This window comes from Tumebacillus flagellatus, assembly GCF_000714935.1.
Taxonomy (GTDB): domain Bacteria; phylum Bacillota; class Bacilli; order Tumebacillales; family Tumebacillaceae; genus Tumebacillus; species Tumebacillus flagellatus.
This window is the reverse complement of sequence record NZ_JMIR01000001.1, coordinates 254,597-272,622: the sequence shown is the minus strand read 5'-3', so window position 1 is coordinate 272,622 and position 18,026 is coordinate 254,597. Positions and strand designations below refer to the sequence as shown.

The 18,026-nt window shown below is 58.4% G+C and carries 16 protein-coding genes and 1 riboswitch; of the genes, 11 read left to right on the top strand and 5 right to left on the bottom strand.

Translation table 11 applies throughout. The features are described 5' to 3' along the window. Positions 1-99: 99 nt before the first annotated feature. Positions 100-768: a spore coat protein gene (locus EL26_RS01290; RefSeq protein ID WP_238546026.1), complete on the top strand. Its 669-nt coding sequence runs from the start codon at positions 100-102 to the stop codon at positions 766-768. 74 nt (positions 769-842) lie between these two features. Here the strand turns inward: EL26_RS01290 and metH are convergent, their stop codons facing one another. Then, positions 843-4,280, bottom strand: coding sequence for a methionine synthase (gene metH, locus EL26_RS01285; RefSeq protein ID WP_038083531.1), 3,438 nt, complete (start codon positions 4,278-4,280; stop codon positions 843-845). Positions 4,281-4,375: 95 nt separating this feature from the next. Continuing rightward, a riboswitch (SAM riboswitch) is annotated at positions 4,376-4,479 on the bottom strand. Positions 4,480-4,598: 119 nt separating this feature from the next. Between metH and yunB the strand changes: the two genes are divergently transcribed. From yunB to trxA, 4 genes are all read left to right on the top strand, one after another. Beyond that, positions 4,599-5,351: a sporulation protein YunB gene (yunB, locus tag EL26_RS01280; protein ID WP_038083529.1), complete on the top strand. Its 753-nt coding sequence runs from the start codon at positions 4,599-4,601 to the stop codon at positions 5,349-5,351. A gap of 65 nt (positions 5,352-5,416) precedes the next feature. Beyond that, the gene (locus tag EL26_RS01275) at positions 5,417-6,064 is read left to right on the top strand and encodes an HD domain-containing protein (RefSeq protein ID WP_038083526.1); all 648 of its coding nucleotides are present in this window, start codon (positions 5,417-5,419) and stop codon (positions 6,062-6,064) included. A 151-nt stretch (positions 6,065-6,215) separates the two neighbouring features. Then, positions 6,216-6,449: a NifU family protein gene (locus EL26_RS01270; protein WP_038083523.1), complete on the top strand. Its 234-nt coding sequence runs from the start codon at positions 6,216-6,218 to the stop codon at positions 6,447-6,449. Between the two features lie 30 nt (positions 6,450-6,479). Further along, the gene (trxA, locus tag EL26_RS01265; protein ID WP_038083520.1) at positions 6,480-6,806 is read left to right on the top strand and encodes a thioredoxin; all 327 of its coding nucleotides are present in this window, start codon (positions 6,480-6,482) and stop codon (positions 6,804-6,806) included. A 141-nt stretch (positions 6,807-6,947) separates the two neighbouring features. Here trxA and EL26_RS01260 read toward each other — a convergent pair whose 3' ends face one another. Further along, positions 6,948-8,234 carry a glutamate-1-semialdehyde 2,1-aminomutase gene (locus EL26_RS01260; protein WP_038083519.1) on the bottom strand — a complete coding sequence of 429 codons (1,287 nt, stop codon included), beginning with the start codon at positions 8,232-8,234 and terminating at the stop codon, positions 6,948-6,950. A gap of 130 nt (positions 8,235-8,364) precedes the next feature. On the opposite strand from EL26_RS01260, the gene EL26_RS01255 reads away from it, so the two are divergent. The 3 genes from EL26_RS01255 (at position 8,365) to selD (ending at position 11,842) form a co-directional block, all read left to right on the top strand. Continuing rightward, positions 8,365-9,186 (top strand): RodZ family helix-turn-helix domain-containing protein, encoded by an 822-nt coding sequence (locus tag EL26_RS01255; protein ID WP_038083517.1) that lies wholly within the window; start codon positions 8,365-8,367, stop codon positions 9,184-9,186. Between the two features lie 192 nt (positions 9,187-9,378). Beyond that, positions 9,379-10,782 (top strand): L-seryl-tRNA(Sec) selenium transferase, encoded by a 1,404-nt coding sequence (selA, locus tag EL26_RS01250; protein WP_081856892.1) that lies wholly within the window; start codon positions 9,379-9,381, stop codon positions 10,780-10,782. 7 nt (positions 10,783-10,789) lie between these two features. Beyond that, positions 10,790-11,842, top strand: coding sequence for a selenide, water dikinase SelD (selD, locus tag EL26_RS01245; RefSeq protein WP_420802045.1), 1,053 nt, complete (start codon positions 10,790-10,792; stop codon positions 11,840-11,842). A gap of 72 nt (positions 11,843-11,914) precedes the next feature. Here selD and EL26_RS01240 read toward each other — a convergent pair whose 3' ends face one another. Further along, a complete protein-coding gene (locus EL26_RS01240; protein WP_038083513.1) occupies positions 11,915-12,424 on the bottom strand; it encodes a hypothetical protein in 510 nt (169 codons plus the stop codon). A 122-nt stretch (positions 12,425-12,546) separates the two neighbouring features. Continuing rightward, a complete protein-coding gene (locus EL26_RS01235; protein ID WP_038083511.1) occupies positions 12,547-13,251 on the bottom strand; it encodes a CPBP family intramembrane glutamic endopeptidase in 705 nt (234 codons plus the stop codon). Positions 13,252-13,708: 457 nt separating this feature from the next. Between EL26_RS01235 and codY the strand changes: the two genes are divergently transcribed. Beyond that, positions 13,709-14,491, top strand: a complete 783-nt coding sequence (gene codY, locus EL26_RS01230) for a GTP-sensing pleiotropic transcriptional regulator CodY (protein WP_038083508.1) — start codon at positions 13,709-13,711, stop codon at positions 14,489-14,491. A 41-nt stretch (positions 14,492-14,532) separates the two neighbouring features. On the opposite strand, the gene EL26_RS23260 is transcribed toward codY, so the two are convergent. Further along, positions 14,533-16,083: an N-acetylmuramoyl-L-alanine amidase family protein gene (locus tag EL26_RS23260; RefSeq protein ID WP_052035843.1), complete on the bottom strand. Its 1,551-nt coding sequence runs from the start codon at positions 16,081-16,083 to the stop codon at positions 14,533-14,535. A gap of 155 nt (positions 16,084-16,238) precedes the next feature. Between EL26_RS23260 and EL26_RS25235 the strand changes: the two genes are divergently transcribed. Next, positions 16,239-16,412 (top strand): hypothetical protein, encoded by a 174-nt coding sequence (locus tag EL26_RS25235; RefSeq protein ID WP_161780635.1) that lies wholly within the window; start codon positions 16,239-16,241, stop codon positions 16,410-16,412. A 49-nt stretch (positions 16,413-16,461) separates the two neighbouring features. Further along, positions 16,462-17,967, top strand: coding sequence for a coproporphyrinogen dehydrogenase HemZ (gene hemZ, locus EL26_RS01220; protein WP_038083506.1), 1,506 nt, complete (start codon positions 16,462-16,464; stop codon positions 17,965-17,967). Positions 17,968-18,026: the final 59 nt, after the last annotated feature.

The following is an 18,026-nucleotide window of genomic DNA, read 5'->3' as shown; positions in this document are numbered from 1 at the left end:
GTTTTTTTCGTATCGTATATTCTGCGGGCGAGGGGCAATTCTAGGGAGGGGTTCCTTACGGGGAACCAAATCAAGGAACAGAGGAGTTGCTTATCCACGATGTACCGTTACGCAAACCAATCGATGAACAACCAGCAAACCCGTTACCAAGTACAAGGCCAAACCGGCGGTCAACAAGGCATGCGCTTCGGAGCTCACGAGTTTCTCGAAACGCAGGAAGCCCTCCGCTCCAAGGCTGCTGATATCGAACTGTACGGCGTTCTGATCTCGCAAGCGCAAGATCCGCACCTGCGCGACATCCTGCATAATCAACAAAACCGCATGGTGCAAGCCTACCAACAGTGCCTGTCGGTTGCGAACCCGCAAAACTACGCGTCCGGCGTGGCGACGATGCCGCACACCCCGCAAACCAACGTCTACGAAAACGTCCAAATCGGCCTGCACAACCCGATGATGCAACCGCCGAACCCGAACGCGAAGACGATGTCGGACGTCACCATCGCCACCACGGCGTTGAAACTGCACAAATCCGGCGCGGTTTGCTCGATGCAGATGGCGTTGGAGTGCACCCAGCCGCAACTGCGCTCCTTCCACGCGACCTGCGCAAACGTCTGCCAAGAGATGGCGTACGAGCTGTTCCAGTACATGAACTACACCGGCGTTTACCAAGTTCCGCAACTGGCGGACCACACCATGAACACGATGCTGCAAGCGTTCCAAGGACAAGGCAACACCATGATGACCTACACCCAAAACGCAAACTTCTAAACCCTTTTGGGAAAAAAAAAGACCCTGCCCGCAACTGTCACAAGTTGCGGGCAGGGTTTCTTTTTACACCGGGTTTATTCCACGTTGAAGTAGCGGCCTTGCGGGTGCGAGAAGACCATCGCGGAGACGGAGGCTTCCGGGAACATCATGAATCCTTCCGTCAGTTCGACGCCGATGTTGTTCGGCTCCAAGAGGCGGAACAGTTGCGCTTGGTCTTCGAGGTTCGGGCATGCCGGATACCCGAACGACACGCGCACGCCTTGGTAGCGCGCCCCGAAGCGCTCTTGCATCGTCATCTCCGCCGGGTCGGGGATGCCCCACGCGTCGCGCATGATGTGGTGGACGCGCTCGGCAAACGCTTCGGCGAGTTCCAACGCCAAGGATTGCAAGACGTGCGAATTCAAGTAGTGGCCCGCGTCTTTCCACTGCGAGGCGAGTTCATGGATGCCGCGGCCCGCCGTGACGACGAAGAAGCCGACGTAGTCCATCTCGCCGCTCTCGACCGGGCGCACGAAGTCGCTCAGGCAGAGGTGCAGGTCTTTTTGCTGGCGCGGGAAGTCGAACGTCTCCAAGACGCGGGACGTGTCCGCCGGGTCGTAGATGTGGATCTTGTTCCCTTCCGATTGCGCCGGGAAGTAGCGGTAGATGCCTTGCGGGCGGATCAGGCCGTCACGCTTGGCTTGGGTCAGGAGCTCTTCGACGATGCCGTACAGTTCGGTCGCTTTCTCGTCGCCGTCCGCCAAGAGTTGCTCGACGTTGCCCTTGAGGCCCAAGTGTTTGCCAAGCAGCATCCGCAAGTTGAGGTACGGCTGCAAGTGATCCACCGGGTAGTCGCGCAACACGTGGCGCTCGGTGTCGGGCGGGAGCAGGACGGGACCTTGGTGTTGAATGTGCGGCGAGCGGTCGGGCACTTCGACCGCGACGGCGACTTCTGTAACGGTGGTTTTGTTGTCAAAGCTCTCGCGCTCGCGGCGCTGCCAGTCGACGAGTGCCTGACGTTCGTTCGAGTTGGTCAGTTTGTTGGCGAGGTCGAGACCGCCCATCGCGTCCTTGGCGTAGAGCACGAGGCCGTCGTACTCCGGCTGGATGCGGGTGTAGGTGAATTTGCGGGTCAGCGCCGCGCCGCCGACGAGCAGCGGGGCGTCGATGCCCGCCGCTTTCAAGTCTTGCGCGGTCGTGACCATCTGAAGCGCCGATTTGACGAGCAGGCCGGAGAGACCGATCGCGTCCGGCTTGTGCTCGCGGGCGGCGAGAATCAGCTGTTCCGGACCGACTTTGATCCCGAGGTTGATCACGTCAAACCCGTTGTTCGAGAGGATGATCTCGACGAGGTTTTTGCCGATGTCGTGCACGTCCCCCTTGACCGTGGCGAGCAAGATCTTGCCCTTCATCGCCGAGTCGGTTTTTTCCATGTATGGTTCCAAGTGGGCGACCGCCGCTTTCATCGCTTCGGCGGATTGCAGAACTTCGGCGACGATCAGTTCGTTGTTGTTGAAGAGACGGCCGACTTCTTCCATCCCGGTCATCAGCGGGCCGTTGATGATGTCGAGCGGCTTGCAGGTTGTCAACGCTTCGTCGAGGTCGGCGTAGAGTCCTTCCTTGGTGCCTTCGACGATGTAGGACGCGAGGCGTTCTTCCAGCGTCAAGGTCGAAGCGTTGATCTCCACTTTGACTTTCTTCTCGCGGTAGAAGTCGGTGAACACGGCGAGCGTTTCGTCGTTCGTGTTGAACAGCAGGTCTTCTGCCAAGCGGCGCTCTTCTTCCGGGATCGACGCATAGCGCTCCAGTTTCTCGGAGTTGACGATCGCGTAGTCGAGACCTGCTTTCGTGCAGTGGTAGAGAAACACGGCGTTGAGCACTTCGCGGCCGGAGCCCGGCAGACCGAACGAGATGTTGGAGACGCCGAGGATGGTTTGGGAGAGCGGGAAGTGTTCCTTGATCAAGCGGATGCCTTCGATCGTTTCGCGCGCCGAGCCGATGTATTGCTCGTCGCCGGTGCCGCACGGGAAGACCAGCGGGTCGAAGATCAAGTCGCGCGGATCGAGGCCGTGCCGGTTGACGAGCAGATCGTAGGAGCGCTTTGCCACTTCCAGTTTGCGCTCGCGGGTGACCCCCATGCCGGTTTCGTCGATCGTGCCGACGACGACGGCGGCACCGTATTTTTTGATGATCGGGACGATTTTGTCAATTTTCTCCGGACCGTCTTCGAGGTTGACGGAGTTCAGCAGCGCTTTGCCTTGCGAATATTTCAGCGCCATCTCGAACACGTCGAGGTTGGTCGAGTCGATCATCAGCGGCACTTTGACTTTTTTGGTGACGAACTTCAGGAATTCTTCCACGTCCTTGGCTTCGTCGCGGTCGGGGTCGGCGAGGCAGATGTCGATGACGTGCGCGCCTTTTTTGACTTGGGCGCGGGCGATTTCGGACGCTTCCTCGTACTTGCCGTCCACGATCAAGTTGCGGAACTTGCGGGAGCCGAGCACGTTGGTGCGCTCGCCGACGATCAGCGGGCGGTTGTCCGGCTCCACGAACACCGTTTCGATCCCGGAGACCGCCGGGCGGTGCGGCTCGGGCGCGGTGCGCGGTTTGAAATCTTGCAGCGCTGCGTGAATCGCCCGAATGTGATCCGGCGTCGTGCCGCAACAGCCGCCGGCGATGTTCAGCCAGCCTTTTTCCGCGAACCCTGCCAGTTTCTTGGCGAGGCTTTGCGGCGTTTCATGATAATGACCGTTTTCGTCCGGGAGTCCGGCATTCGGGTAGACGGATACGGAGCAGGTGGCGAGTTCGGAGAGCGTGCGCAAGTGGTCGCGCATGAACTCCGGACCGGTCGCGCAGTTCAAGCCGACGGAGATCGGCTTCAAGTGCTCCAGCGAGATGTAGAACGATTCGATGTTCTGGCCCGCCAGCGTCGTGCCCATCGGCTCGATCGTGCCGGAGAGCATCACCGGAAGTTCGATCCCGGTCTCTTGGAAGGCGCGATGGACGGCGATCGCGCCCGCTTTGACGTTCAGGGTGTCCTGCACCGTTTCGAGCAGCAGCACGTCGGCTCCGGCGAGAATCAGGGCGCGGGCTTGCTCGAAGTACGAGTCGGTCAGTTCCTCGAACGTGATGCCGCCCGTGACAGAAAGCGTCTTGGTGGTCGGCCCCATCGCGCCCGCGACGTAGCGCGGCCACTCCGGTGTTGAGTACTTGTCGGCCGCTTCCTTGGCGAGGCGCACCGCTTCGAGGTTGATCTCGTGCGCGAGGTGTTGCAGGTTGTATTCCGCCAGAACGACGGACGTAGCGCCGAACGTGTTGGTTTCGATGATGTCCGCTCCCGCTTCGAGGTACGCTTCGTGGATGGAGCGGATGACGTCCGGGCGGGTGAGGACGAGGTTCTCGTTGCAACCGTCGAGCTCTTCGCCGCCGAAATCGTCAGGGGTTAAGTTTTCCCTTTGAAGCATCGTGCCCATCGCACCGTCGAGGATGAGGATCTTGGTTTGCAATTGCTGTTGAATCGGGGGTTTGCTCATCGTATGAATTCCTCCTCGGAGTCTGCGGGCATAGAAAAAGCCCTCTTCGTCAGGGAGACAAGAAGAGGGCAGAAGGGTTGGAGTCAGCACCGCCTCTCTTATCTTCCAAAGCCCACTATCTGCTTTGCTGGAATTAGCACCTGATCAATCGGTTGCCGAGGTATCATAGGGCCAGTCCCTCCACCTCTCTGGATAAGAGAAAAAACGTTATTCAATTCACAATTCTCATCCACCTTACCACCTCGTCGGCGTTTGTGTCAATCTTCTAGCGCCGCCCGCTCGGACATACACATGGAGGGAGAAGAGGAGGGACGTCCGATGGCGATGAAGATTGGCCGGCGCAAGAAGCTGAACTGGCGGCTCGTCCTGTTTCTTGTCTTGGTCATGATCGTGTTCTCCACCGTGCAGACGATTTATTATTATGAAACGTCGATGCGCCCGCATCTGGAAGTCGCCGCCGAGAAGTACGCCAAGCAGTATGCGGTGAAAACCATCAACGATTCGATTTCCAAAAAAATCGCCGACGAAGCCAACTACAATTTGCTGATGAACTTCCGCGAGGGAGCCAACGGCAGGATCAGCGCCGGGTATTTCAACATGCAGGAAGCCACGCGCCTGCAAGCCAAAGTGACCGATTACGTCCAAAGCGAACTCACCCATGCCAAGGAAGAAGAAATTTCCCTGCCGCTCGGGGTGGTGTACGAAAGTTCGATTCTTGCCGGCATCGGGCCGAACATTCCGATCAAGATCCGTCCCGTCTCCATCGTCAAATCCCAAGTCGGGTATGACACGCAAAGCGCCGGCATCAACCAGACGGTGCATGTGCTGTACTTGGACATCACCGTGGAAGAGACGATCATCGTGCCGTTCTCCTCGCATCCGAGCCAATACTCGACGCGGGTGCCGATCGCGTACGTCGTGCTGGCGGGAGACGTGCCGCAGATGGTGTTCAACTCGCAAGGCAACGCCGTGGGGCAGTCGTCGACAGCGATTCCGCCGATCGAATTACCAAACCTCGGCGAGCCTTCTTCCACATCTTCTGCCGCACCTTCGCAAAATCAAGCGAACTAAAAAAGCCCGCCTTGCCCCCCGTTCCATCTCTTGGTAAGATGAGGTTCGGGAGGCGAGCGAACAGAATGGAACGTGAACGGATTTTGCAGCAAGCCGAAGAGTTCGTCCGCCAAGAGCTCGGCGGTGACAGCTCCGGGCACGATGTGTGGCACATCGAACGCGTGCGGCGCATGGCGGAGCGCATCGCACGCGTTGAGGGGGCAGACGTGTTCCTCTGCGCGTTGGCCGCTTTGCTTCATGACATCCCCGACGAGAAGTTAAACGCCAGCCCCGAGGCGGGGATGAAGAAATTGACCGACTGGCTGGACGCGCACGACGTGGAGGGGGACACCCGCTCGCATCTCTTGGAGATCATCGCGACGATGTCGTTTAAGGGCGGCAACCGGCCGCCGGTCAGAACTTTGGAAGGGCGTATCGTGCAGGACGCCGACCGCTTGGACGCCATCGGGGCGCTGGGGATTGCCCGCACGTTTGCGTACTCGGGCGCCAAGGGGCAACTGAGCCACGACCCGACGCTGCCGCCGCGCGAGCAGATGACCGCCGAGGAGTACCGCCAAGGGAAAAGCACGGCGATCAACCATTTTTACGAAAAACTGCTCTTGCTCAAAGACCTGATGAACACCGACGCCGCCAAGCGCATCGCCGAAGAGCGGCACCGCTATATGGAGGGCTTCCTGGAGCGCTTCTTGGCGGAGTGGGAAGGGCAGATGTAACCGAACTCACAGACTTTGAGGCTCGTTTTTTCTACAATACAAATACAATATGATGAAGGCGTCAAGCAGAATGGCCTTCGCAGGAACCGCCTATACTAGGTACGTATGGGTCTCTGACTTTGCAACCAGACCATGATTGGAGGAATACAAGATGGAAGATCTTCGCGCACGCGTTCAAGAAGCACTGGACAAAATTCGCCCGGGCCTGCAGTCCGACGGCGGCGACGCTGAATTGGTGGACGTGGATGCTGAAACCGGCATCGCTTCGATCCGCATGACCGGCGCTTGCGGCGGTTGCCCGATGAGCACCATGACCCTGAAGATGGGCATCGAGCGCACCGTTCGCGCAGCAGTACCGGAAATCAAAGAAGTCGTAGCTGTCTAAGCTTCGACGCAGAACTGGAGGGAATCACTCATGGCATCCGATCTCATTCAAACCGTAACCGACGCGAACTTCAACGAAGCGGTTCAAGGCGACAAGCCGGTCCTCGTGGACTTCTGGGCTGCTTGGTGCGGTCCGTGCAAAATGCTCGCACCGGTCCTCGACGACCTCGCGGGCGAAGTTTCCGACAAGCTGACCATCGGCAAGCTCAACGTCGATGAAAACCCGGCAACCGCGCAAAAGTTCGGCGTGATGTCCATCCCGACTCTGCTCGTTTTCAAAAACGGCGAAGTCGTGAAGACTCTCGTTGGCTACCAAAACAAAAACCAACTGCTCGACAAACTGGCTGACGTTCTGTAAGCCCTGTTGCCAAGCAGAAACAGAAAGACCTGCCGCAGACTCCTGTGTGCAGGTCTTTTTTTTTGTGAAACAGAAGTGTACGTCACGAAAAAACCTTCTCGCGCCAAGAGGGCGGAGAAGGTCTTTTTCGGGATGAGAGGATTAGAGTTCGGCGAACACTTTGCGGATCGCATCGATGGTGAAGTCGATGTCCGCTTGCGTGTGGGCGGTGGAGACGAACCACGCTTCGTACTTCGACGGTGCGAGCAGAACGCCCTCGTTGAGCAAAAGGTGGAAGAACCGGGCGAATTTCTCGCCGTCCGCCGCTTGTGCATCGTCGTAGTTGCGAACTTCGCGGTCGAGGAAGTACAGCGCAAACGCGCCGCCGACGCGGTTGAGGGTGACGGTATGGCCGTGGCGTTTCGCCGCTTCCAAGAGCGCCGCTTCCAGTTGTGCGCCGTAGTTGTCGAGGCGCTCGTAGGTGCCGGGGTGCTGCAGTTCTTCGAGGCAGGCGATCCCTGCCGCGATCGACGCCGGGTTGCCCGCCATCGTGCCTGCTTGGTACGCCGGGCCGAGCGGAGCGACTTTCTCCATGATGTCAATGCGACCGCCGTACGCGCCGATCGGAAGACCGCCGCCGATGATCTTGCCAAGCGCGGTCATGTCCGGTTTGACGCCGAGCAGGTCTTGCGCGCCGCCGTAGTGGAAGCGGAACGCCGTGATCACTTCGTCGTAGATGACCAGCGCGCCGTGGCGGTGTGCCAGTTCGTTGACGCCTTCGAGGAAGCCCGGTTCCGGTCGGACGATGCCGAAGTTGCCGACAATCGGTTCGACGAGAATGGCGGCCGTTTCATCGCCCCATTTTTGCAGCGCGTCTTCAAACGCGGCGAGGTCGTTGAAGGGGATCGTGATCATGTCGTTGGCGATCGCTTGCGGGATGCCAGCGGAGTCCGGGATGCCGAGCGTCGACGGACCGGAGCCTGCCGCGACCAGCACGAGGTCGGAGTGGCCGTGGTAGCAGCCGGCGAACTTCATGATTTTGTTGCGGCCGGTGTACGCGCGGGCGACGCGGATCGTCGTCATGACCGCTTCGGTGCCGGAGTTGACGAAGCGGACTTTTTCTAAGGAAGGAATTGCGTCGCGCAACATCGTCGCGAAGTCGATTTCCAACTTGGTCGGCGTGCCGTAGAGGACGCCGTTCTTGGCGGCGCTCGCGATTGCTTCGGCGATGTGCGCGTTGCCGTGGCCGTGAATCAGCGGACCGTAGGCGGCGAGATAGTCGATGTATCGGTTGCCGTCCACGTCGTAGAAGTGTGCGCCAACGCCTTGCTCCATGAACACCGGAGCGCCGCCGCCGACCGCTTTAAACGAGCGGGACGGGGAGTTGACGCCGCCGACGATGACGTCTTGGGCTTTTTCATAGAGGTGTTTGGAAGTTTCTCGATTCAAGGGGTGTACCACCTTTCGTCAGTCAGGATGCCATGTCCTATCGTACCAAAATGTGCTTCGACCGTCATTCCTCAATTGAGGCCCTCGAATCTATAAGCAACAAGAGGTACAGGGAAACGGAGGAACAAGCATGAAAGTTTCTTGGAAAAAAGTCGTCCTGATCGCAGCCCCGTTGGTGCTGGCGGCAGGCGGGGCCGGGTACGCGGTGACCGGGACAACGAAAACAACCGAGAACGCCGACCAAGCGGCAAACGCCAGCAACGTCTCCGCGCAAGTCGTCAGCTCCGTACCGCTGACGGCGGAAGAAGCGGCGCAGCTCGGCAACGCCAAGCCGGTACAGGTGGCAGATGCGAGCACAACGAATGGCGCAAGCACGGCGGTTGCCAACCCGGTTGATCAAGCGACGCTCGACGCCAACAACCCGTTTGTTGTGCAGCAGCCCGCCGCGACGTCTGCAACAGGGTCGACGGCGACGGCTTCTACAGGCTCCGCTGATTCCCAAGGGGCTTCCGGCGCGGGAACGGCTGTGGCGAGCAACTTCCAGTTGAATTCGGTGCATGACCTGCACTTTGAGACGAACACCACGCAAGGCAACTTGAAAGTCGAATTCAAGCAAGAGAAAGGCACCTACAAGCTCGACGGCGAACTCGGCGGGCGCAAGATGTCGGTGCAGGGCGATCAAGCGCTGCAAATCATGACGCAGCTTCTGAACGGCTTCCAACTGCAAGGGGCGCTGACCTCCGCGCTGCTAGGCAAGCAAGTCCAACTCGACCCGCGCGTGCTGTCGTCGATCCGGACGCTCGACATTGAGATGAACGACGGGCGCAAGATCGAATCCAAGGGCGCAAAGCCGGGCACTCCGCCGAAGGAAGAAGGCAAGCACGACAACGGAAAACACAAAGGCGAGCAGAAGCAAGAAGACAAGGGCAAAGGCAAGAAGCACGACGACTAAAAACGCCCCGTTCCGCCGCCGGTTCTGATTGGCATGGACCCCGCAACCAAATCTTCAGGTTGCGTTGATCATAGATGTTGGAACCGCTTTTTTGCTGCACGTTCCCCCTTTTTGAACTGCCACCGATTGCGGTGGCAGTTTTTTTGCTAGAATAGAGGGAGGGAGCGTAGTGGGTAAGGAGTGTTACTGTCTATGGGAATGGAACAACTGCGGAAATTGCCGGCGGTGCATAAGTTGCTCGATCACCCGGTGTGCCGGGAGTTGATCGAACTTCACTCGCATGCGCTGGTTTCCCGCCTCGCAGGGAACGTGATCGGAGATCTGCGCCGGGAGATTCTGGCGGGCGCGGAGCACGAATCCGCCCTGCTGCCTGACGCGCTCGCGCATGAGGTCGCCCAACGCGTGCAGGCGCAATTCCAACCGCATTTCCGTCCGGTGATCAACGCGACCGGCGTCGTCTTACATACCAATCTGGGCCGTGCTCCCTTGGCGGACGAGGCGGTGGACGCCATCGTGCGCACGGCGAGCGGCTATACGAACCTCGAACTCAACCTCTCGACGGGGGAGCGGGGGTCCCGCTACGACCATGTGGAACGCCTGATCTGCGAACTGACCGGTGCGGAAGCGGCGCTGGTTGTCAACAACAACGCCGCCGCCGTGCTCTTGGTGCTCACCGAGATGGCGAAGGGCAAGAGCGTCGTGATCTCGCGCGGGCAGTTGGTGGAGATCGGCGGATCGTTTCGCGTCTCGGAAGTGATGCGGGCAAGCGGTGCAGCCCTCGTCGAGGTCGGCACCACCAACAAAACGCATCTCTATGACTACGAGCGCGCCATCGACGACGAGACCGGCTTGATTCTGCGCGTGCACACGAGCAACTTCCGCGTGGTCGGGTTTACCCACCAGCCGGAGCTCGCCGACCTTGTGGCGCTCTCTCATCAGCGCGGTGTGCCGGTCTACGAAGACCTTGGCAGCGGGTCGTTGATCGACCTGCGGGCGTACGGGATCGGAGACGAGCCGACGATCGGCGAGAGCGTGCGCGCGGGCGTGGACATCGTGTCGTTTAGCGGAGACAAATTGCTCGGAGCGGCTCAAGCCGGATTTATCGTCGGCAAGCAGGAATACATCCAACGAATCAAGAAAAACCAACTGACCCGCGCTCTGCGCGTCGACAAGTTCACGTTGGCGGCGCTGGAAGCGACGCTGCTGCTCTATCGCGACGAGGAGAAAGCCAAAAGCCGTGTGCCGACGATCTGGATGCTGTTGCGCACCCAAGAGTCGATGGCCGCGGAGGCGGAACGCTTGCGGTCGTTGCTGGCCGAGGTGTTCGGCGGGCGGGCGGACGTGCGGGTGGAGGAAGCGATGTCACAGGTCGGCGGCGGGTCGTTGCCGACGGAGGAGTTGCCGACGTGGCATGTGACGGTGCGCACCCGTCATTTTTCCTTGAACGAATTGGAACATCATCTGAGACATGTGGACATGCCTGTCATGACCACGATGCAAAAGGAGGCTCTGCACTTCGATGTCCGAACGATCTTCCCAAGAGAAATCGAAGTTGTTGCCGCGAGCGTCCGTGACGCCTGCGGGCGCATCGGGTGACGCGGTGTTGCCGAGCGAGTCGGTGCGACTCACTCTGCTGACCGAAAAAGCCGGCTGAGGATGCAAAATCGGCCCGGCCGACCTGGCGCAAGTTTTGCGCCATCTACCCAAAGACGAAGTACCGAACGCAAATCTGATCGTCGGCATCGACACGTCTGATGACGCCGGCGTCTATAAACTCAACGAAGAGACGGCGATGGTACAGACGGTGGACTACTTCACGCCGGTCGTGGACGACCCGTACATGTTCGGCGCGATTGCGGCGGCGAACGCGCTGTCGGACGTCTATGCGATGGGCGGAGTGCCGCTGACCGTGTTGAACATCGTCGGCTTCCCGATCTCCAAGCTGGATAAGAAAATTCTCGCCGATATCCTGCGCGGCGGCGCGGACAAAGTTCGCGAGGCGGGCGCGGTGATTCTCGGCGGGCATTCCATCGACGATGTCGATCCGAAGTTCGGCATGGCGGTCACCGGCACGGTGCATCCGCAGAAAGTGTGGACGAACGCCGGTGCGAAGCCGGGGGACAAGTTGGTGCTGACCAAGCCGATCGGGGTTGGGATCATTACGACGGCGATCAAGCGGGGCAAAGCTTCGGAAGAAGCGATAGACCTCGTGACGCAGACGATGGCGGAATTGAACAAAATCCCGGCGGAAGTGGCGCATGAATTTACCGTTCATGCGTGCACAGACGTGACGGGATTCGGCTTGGCGGGTCATGCGCTGGAAATGGCGCGCGGCGCGGATGTCGGGATCGTGCTCTACGTGTCTCAAGTACCGACGCTCCCGGAGACACGGGCGTACGTGGAACAGAAGATCTATCCGGGCGGAACAGTGCGGAATATGGAGTGGGTGCAAGGAGATGTGTTGTTCGAAGGTGTGGACGACGCGTCGAAGATCATCCTCTGCGATGCCGTCACCTCCGGAGGTCTTCTGCTTTCCGTCCCGGCGGAAGAAGCGGACGCGCTGGTTGCGCGGATGCACGAGCGCGGCATTGCGGCGGCGTCAGTTGTAGGCGAAGTGACGCACGACCACCCGGGCAAGTTGGCGGTTCGTCCGTAAGCTGTTGCGTATGACAAAGGGACTCACTCGATTGGGAGTGGGTCCCTTTTGATTTGGAGGTACGGTTTGGAATTACTTGGTGTGGAATTTGCGTTTCAGGGCGGCGGGTTTGCGGGGAGTTCTCATGTCACGAACCCAGTTGGTGAGATGTTCGCGGGTTTGGTTGAATTTCAGGAGGACGAAATCCGTCTGGTGTTTCAACTCTTCCACGTCTTCGCTGACTTCCACCAAGGCTTGTTCGATCGTTTCGGTGCGGACCAAGAGGATGTCCGTTTTTTCATCCAGCTTGTCTACTCGCTCTGTGAGAGCGTCAAGTTTGATTTCGAATTTGAGTTGGTTTGCTTCCAGTCGATCGACGCGTTCGGTGAGTTGTTTCATGCCTTCGAAGAGTTGTTTCTGGCCAACGAAGAGTTCTTGCTGGCCATCGAAGAGTTGTTGTTGACCTTCGAAGAGTTGTTGTTGACCTTCGAAGAGTTGTTGCACACATCCTGAGAGATACTGCATTCCTTCTGTAAGCTGTTGCATTCCTTCTGTGAGCTGTTGAACATACGACAAGATTTGATCTTCTTTGCTCGGGGTCATGAGGGAGACCTCCTTTCGGGGTATGTGGTCAGTGTAAGGGGGAATCTTCATTCAAGCAAGAATAATTTCATTGATAAACGAGGGCTTTGCTTTTTAGAATTGACGTACAATTCCAACCCGGACTACAGCAGAGCCATCAGAGCAGCCCCCAGATTGTATGCCCCGTGCGCCACCATCACCGCCAGCAGCCCGAAGCGCCGATAAAACGCGTACGACAACGGCCCCACGACCAACCCGAGCTCCAGCACCTGCACATACCAAGGAGACACGCCTGCCGCCGTGTGCGTGCACGCCCACAGCAACGAAGAGAGCAGCGCGACAACCCAACCCGGAAACCATCGCGACAACCACACGTCTGCCAATCTCCGATAGACCAGCTCTTCATAAATCCCTGCCGCAACTGCAGCTCCGGCTGGAAACAACCACGGCCACGGACTGCCCGCAAGCAACGCGCGCATCGAACTTTCCTCGACCGTGCCGCGAACCATCAACCCGAACAGCAGCTCCATTCCCACCTGCACCAATCCAAACACAACGCCCCATCCGATCACCTTCCATACGGACTTCCCGCCGCGCCGCCTCTCGTTCCACCACCTGCCGGGAGCGGCCATGGCAGCACCGAACGTTGACAATCCGTACAGCACCCCTTGCAACAATCCGGACAATGTCCCGGTTTGCACCCAACTTCCCAACGTCACCAAGAGCCCCAGCAAGATCGGCTTTGCGACTTTTCGTTCGGGATGCGAAGGAAGCTGTATTATATAGAAGGCTCCCAACAGCGGAAGCAACGCGGCATGCAGATTCAACAACTCCACCCAGTTTGGCATTCAGATCCCTCCTCACGCCATTTTACCACAGCTGTGAAAAAACGGTTGACAAGCCAGTAGTATGTTCCTATACTAGTACTTGCTATGAACGACATAGTACAATGGGGATGAACACTCCATTCATTCAAAAGGGCGATGACCTACGGGATCATCGCTTTTTTCATGGTTGCAATTCCCTAGAAATCTTGCTATAGTAAGACAGTCCTTGAATTATCAGAATTGTTCCAAGTGAATTTTCCGTCTTTTCTGGGTAGACATGTATAGAATAGGGCTGACTGTGTCTATATTGTTGAGGAGCGATCGAACCTAGTTTCAAAGGTTATGTTACAGTTTTATGTTATTTGCTAGATTTGGCCCTCCAACGCTTGAAAACCGATCTCAGTTGGCATAATGTATATGTGATTGCTTCAGTTAGAATAAATCCAAAAACAAAAATCATAGATAGCAGGTGACCACCATGGCTTTGTTGGAAAAAATACAGCGATTTAACCGACTCTTGCAAAAATCTGCCGCAAACGGCGTGGATTTCATGGAGTTGGCGAAGCTCCTCAGCGATATGGTAGATTCGAACGTCTACGTAGTCTCCAAGACCGGCAAGATTCTCGGGTACGGCCTCGCTGAGTACGAACTGACCCTCGAATGGAACCAGATCATGACGGTCGATCAGAAGTTCCCGGGCCAATTCAACGAAAATCTCTTGAAATTCACGGAAACCGTGAAGAACGTGGAGAACAAAGAACCGTTCTACGTCTTCTCCTCTCCGGAAGAAAACGAAGTCTTCAAGAAGAAAAACATCACCATCGTTCCGATCGTCGGCGGCGGCACCCGCCTCGGCACCCTCGTTCTGGCGCGTCTGAACAAGGAGTTCAGCGACGATGACCTGATCCTCTCCGAGTACGGCGCAACCGTTGTCGGCATGGAGATCATCCGCTCCGAGCAAGAAGAAATTCATGAAAAAGCGCGTCAACGCGCGATGGTCTTGATGGCGCTCGAATCCCTCTCGTTCTCCGAGCAAGAAGCGATCCAGCACATCTTCAAAGAGCTCGAAGGCTCCGAAGGCCTCCTCGTCGCTTCCAAAATTGCAGACCGCGTCGGCATCACCCGTTCGGTCATCGTCAACGCAATCCGCAAACTGGAATCGGCGGGCGTCATCGAATCCCGCTCGCTCGGGATGAAGGGCACGTACATCAAAGTCCTCAACCCGCTGTTCCTCGATCAACTCGAAGCAATCGACAAATAAAGCACAAAGAGAACCCGTCCTCCTCGGAGGCCGGGTTCTTTTTATTTCAGGTAGTCCACCAGCGCTTGGAAGATCGCTTCGGCGGCAGCATCTTGGACTTCGGGGTCCTTGGCTTTTTGCTCGTCGCCGGAGTTGGTGAGAAAGTCGGTTTCGATCAACACGGCGGTTTGCGGGTTTTCGCGCAGGACGTAGTAGTCGCCAAACCTCGTGCCGAGGTCCGGCAGTCCCAGGCGGGAGACCAGCTGCTTTTGGACGCGGTCGGCGAGGTCGCGGTCTTGGCCGTTATCACTGTAGTAAAACGTCATCGTCCCGGACAAGTCGGGGTCGGCGTTGGTGTTGAAATGCAGCGAGACAAACGCGTCGCAGTTTTCTTTTTTGGAGATTTGCACGCGGTCGTCGAGCGACACGAACGAATCGTCGGAGCGTGTCAGCACCACGCGCGCGCCGGTGGACGTCAGCTTGTTGGCGAGCAGGCGGGTGAGGGGAAGCGTGAGGTCTTTTTCATAGACGCCGGTGTTCCGTCCGATCGCACCGACGTCAGTTCCGCCGTGCCCGGCGTCGAGCACGATCGTCTTGCCGTGCAGGACGCCGTCGAGCGACTGTCCGACCTCCGGCAGTTTTGCGAGGTCGCCGTCCACTTTGGGCAGCCAGCCTGCCACCCAAGCGGGCCGTCCGTTTTGCATCGTGACCTGGAGCCACTTGCCCGATTTGCCGGTCACAGAGTACGCGGTACCCGCCGCTCCGGTCTCCAGCAGCGCAAAGTTCGTGCCCGGACCGCTGCGCAGGTTGGTCGCTTCTTGGAGCGTCAGGGTGACGGCGGAATCGGCGTTTGCTCCAGGCGTCGGTGCCGGTCCTGGAACATTGTCTTGAACGGGAGCGGGTTTGCCGGGGAGTTTCAGATAGTCGGAGCTGACGTAAGCGCTTTGGCCCCTCCAGTCGATCTTCGTCCAGCCGGCACCGGATTCGAGGACTTGCACGAGGTCGCCGAGTTTGAGCGTGCCAAGAATCGGGGCAGACTGGGAAGGGTTGGATCGGACGTTCAAGGTGTCGCTCAGGACGCTGGCCCGTTCCTGCTCCGCTTGGGCGTTGGGCTTCGCTTTGCCTTGCGTCACGGTGACGTAGGATTTGGAGACCCAGCCTGTCCGGTCGTCGGGCAGGCGGATTTGCACCCAGTCGGCGCTCTGTTGCAGCACCGGATACGTCGTGCCGGGCTGGATCGTCGTGACGATCTCAAACGACGTGGAAGCGCCGCCGCGCACGTTCAAACTCTCGACGTTCGCTTCGGCGACATCGATCACGGGGTTGGACGTGGCGAAGCGACCGCCTTCATGAACCAGCGAGGCGTGAATCCAACCGCTCTCGCCGTTGTCGAGCTGCACTTGGTACCACCCGTTTTCCGACGTGATCACTTCGAACTGGTCACCGTAATCGGCATGCCCGATCACTTTCTCCTCGGTCGACGCTCCGGCGCGGATGTTCACGTCGTACGCGATCACTTTGACGAAACGGCCGCCGTCGGCAGCCGCCGCGATCATGGAGAACAGCAGAGAAAAACAGACCACGAACACCAAGACCCAAGACTTGCGATTCACGAAGTCGTACCTCCTGACACAGGTTTTGAAACCCCCTATTCGTCCCGTCAAAACGGGATTCCTGCCCTTCGACACCGATTGTTTCCTTTCCGACAGGGAAGGCTAGAAGCAGACAAAACTCGCAGACTCATCAGCTTCCAAGGAGGTCTCCCCCCATGCGTAAAACCATCCACCAACAAGTCTCGTCCTTCACCAACAAACGTCTCCTCAACGTGGACTTCCACGACTTTTTGCAAAAACAGACCTACCTCGAAGACGTGGAACTCGCCACCGAATTTGCCCTGACCTCTCAGGAACTGCAACACCTGCGCGCAAAACTGCAAAGGTAGTGGACGGCTGGGGCGCAGAACGTTACACTGGTGTCTGGAGGTGAAGCCCATGCGGATCGCCATCGACCTTGGCAACCCGAAATACCAAAGTGAAACGGAACGCCTGGTTCACCTGTTCTTCGAGGAAGACGAAGTGGTGTTTGAAGAGCAGGCGGACGCGGCGCTTTTTATAAGAACGTGGACAGAAGAGGAACCCGCTGCCGTCACCGCTCGTGCCGAGCTGCATGACCGTCGCGACGGACGCAGCCGCACGAGTTTTTTCACCAAGGGAATTGAGCCCGGAGCCGCGCCGAACATCAGGGTCAAACGCGGCAAGTCCGCGACTCTGCGCGCGCTGCACGACGTGCTGGAGCAACTGACCGGCGAGCACCATCCGTGGGGCATCTTGTTTGGCGTGCGCCCGCTGAAGCTCGTGCACAACCTGCGCGAACAGGGCCGTGACAACGCGTATATCCGCGAGAAGCTCCGCACGGAGCACGCGATTTCCGAAGCGCGCATCGATTTGTTGCTGGAGATCGCCGACACACAACTGGAGACGATGCCCGATCTCTACGAAATCGACCGCGAAGTCTCGATCTATGTCGGCATCCCGTTTTGCCCGACGCACTGCGCGTACTGCACGTTCCCGGCGTACTCGATGGAGGACAAAGCGACGTATGCGCCGTCGTTCCTTGAGGCGCTGGAGCGCGAGTTTGCGGCGATCGGCGGATTTTTGCACGAACAGAACATCCCTGTGACTTCGGTGTATTTGGGCGGCGGCACGCCGACATCGCTGAAAGCGCCGGAGTTGGAGCGCGTGATGAAAGCGATCTACGCTCACATCCCGAACGCCAAACCGTGGCGCGAGTTCACCGTGGAAGCGGGCAGACCGGACACGATCACGCCGGAGCGCGTCGAAGTGATGCGCCGCTACGGCGTGAACCGGATCTCCGTCAACCCGCAGACGTTTAAAGCAGAGACGCTGAAGACGATCGGACGCGGTCACACGCCGGACATCGTCGACAAGCGCTTCCACCTCGTCAAGGAAGCGGGCTTTGAGAACATCAACATGGACATGATCCTCGGTCTCCCCGGCGAAGACCTCGACGATGTGCGCCATACGCGCGCCCGCATCGAAGCGCTGAACCCGGACTCGGTCACGGTGCACACGATGTCGTTCAAGCGCACCGCCGTCGTCAACAAAGAGCGCGACCAGTACGAAATTCCGCACACGCGCATCGTCCGGCAAATGATGGCGGAGACGGCGGAGTGGGCGCGGGGATTGGGCTACCACCCTTATTACGTCTACCGGCAGAAGGACATCCTCGGCAACTTGGAGAACGTCGGCTACGCAAAACCGGGCATGGACTCGATCTACAACATCGCGATCATGGAAGAGCGGCAGACGATCATCGGGCTTGGCGGCGGCGCGTCTTCGAAACTCTACCGCAAGGGCGAGTTCTTACGTCACATCTACAACGCCAAAGAACCGAAAGCCTACGTCGACACCGTCGATGCCGTGACAGAGAAAAAACTCAAAGCTCTGCGCGAAGTGTTCGTTCCCCATTCCGTCTAAGGAGTGGGGCTTTTTTGTGAACAGCGGGACTAAGGGGGGCTCTCTGTGATAGACTGGAA

Bases quoted from the DNA above. Each gene is read 5' to 3' on its own strand.
- EL26_RS01290 (WP_238546026.1), top strand. From the start codon at position 100: ATGTACCGTTACGCAAACCAATCGATGAACAACCAGCAAACCCGTTAC.
- metH (WP_038083531.1), bottom strand. From the start codon at position 4,280: ATGAGCAAACCCCCGATTCAACAGCAATTGCAAACCAAGATCCTCATC.
- yunB (WP_038083529.1), top strand. From the start codon at position 4,599: ATGGCGATGAAGATTGGCCGGCGCAAGAAGCTGAACTGGCGGCTCGTC.
- EL26_RS01275 (WP_038083526.1), top strand. From the start codon at position 5,417: ATGGAACGTGAACGGATTTTGCAGCAAGCCGAAGAGTTCGTCCGCCAA.
- EL26_RS01270 (WP_038083523.1), top strand. From the start codon at position 6,216: ATGGAAGATCTTCGCGCACGCGTTCAAGAAGCACTGGACAAAATTCGC.
- trxA (WP_038083520.1), top strand. From the start codon at position 6,480: ATGGCATCCGATCTCATTCAAACCGTAACCGACGCGAACTTCAACGAA.
- EL26_RS01255 (WP_038083517.1), top strand. From the start codon at position 8,365: ATGAAAGTTTCTTGGAAAAAAGTCGTCCTGATCGCAGCCCCGTTGGTG.
- selA (WP_081856892.1), top strand. From the start codon at position 9,379: ATGGGAATGGAACAACTGCGGAAATTGCCGGCGGTGCATAAGTTGCTC.
- EL26_RS01240 (WP_038083513.1), bottom strand. From the start codon at position 12,424: ATGACCCCGAGCAAAGAAGATCAAATCTTGTCGTATGTTCAACAGCTC.
- EL26_RS01235 (WP_038083511.1), bottom strand. From the start codon at position 13,251: ATGCCAAACTGGGTGGAGTTGTTGAATCTGCATGCCGCGTTGCTTCCG.
- codY (WP_038083508.1), top strand. From the start codon at position 13,709: ATGGCTTTGTTGGAAAAAATACAGCGATTTAACCGACTCTTGCAAAAA.
- EL26_RS25235 (WP_161780635.1), top strand. From the start codon at position 16,239: ATGCGTAAAACCATCCACCAACAAGTCTCGTCCTTCACCAACAAACGT.
- hemZ (WP_038083506.1), top strand. From the start codon at position 16,462: ATGCGGATCGCCATCGACCTTGGCAACCCGAAATACCAAAGTGAAACG.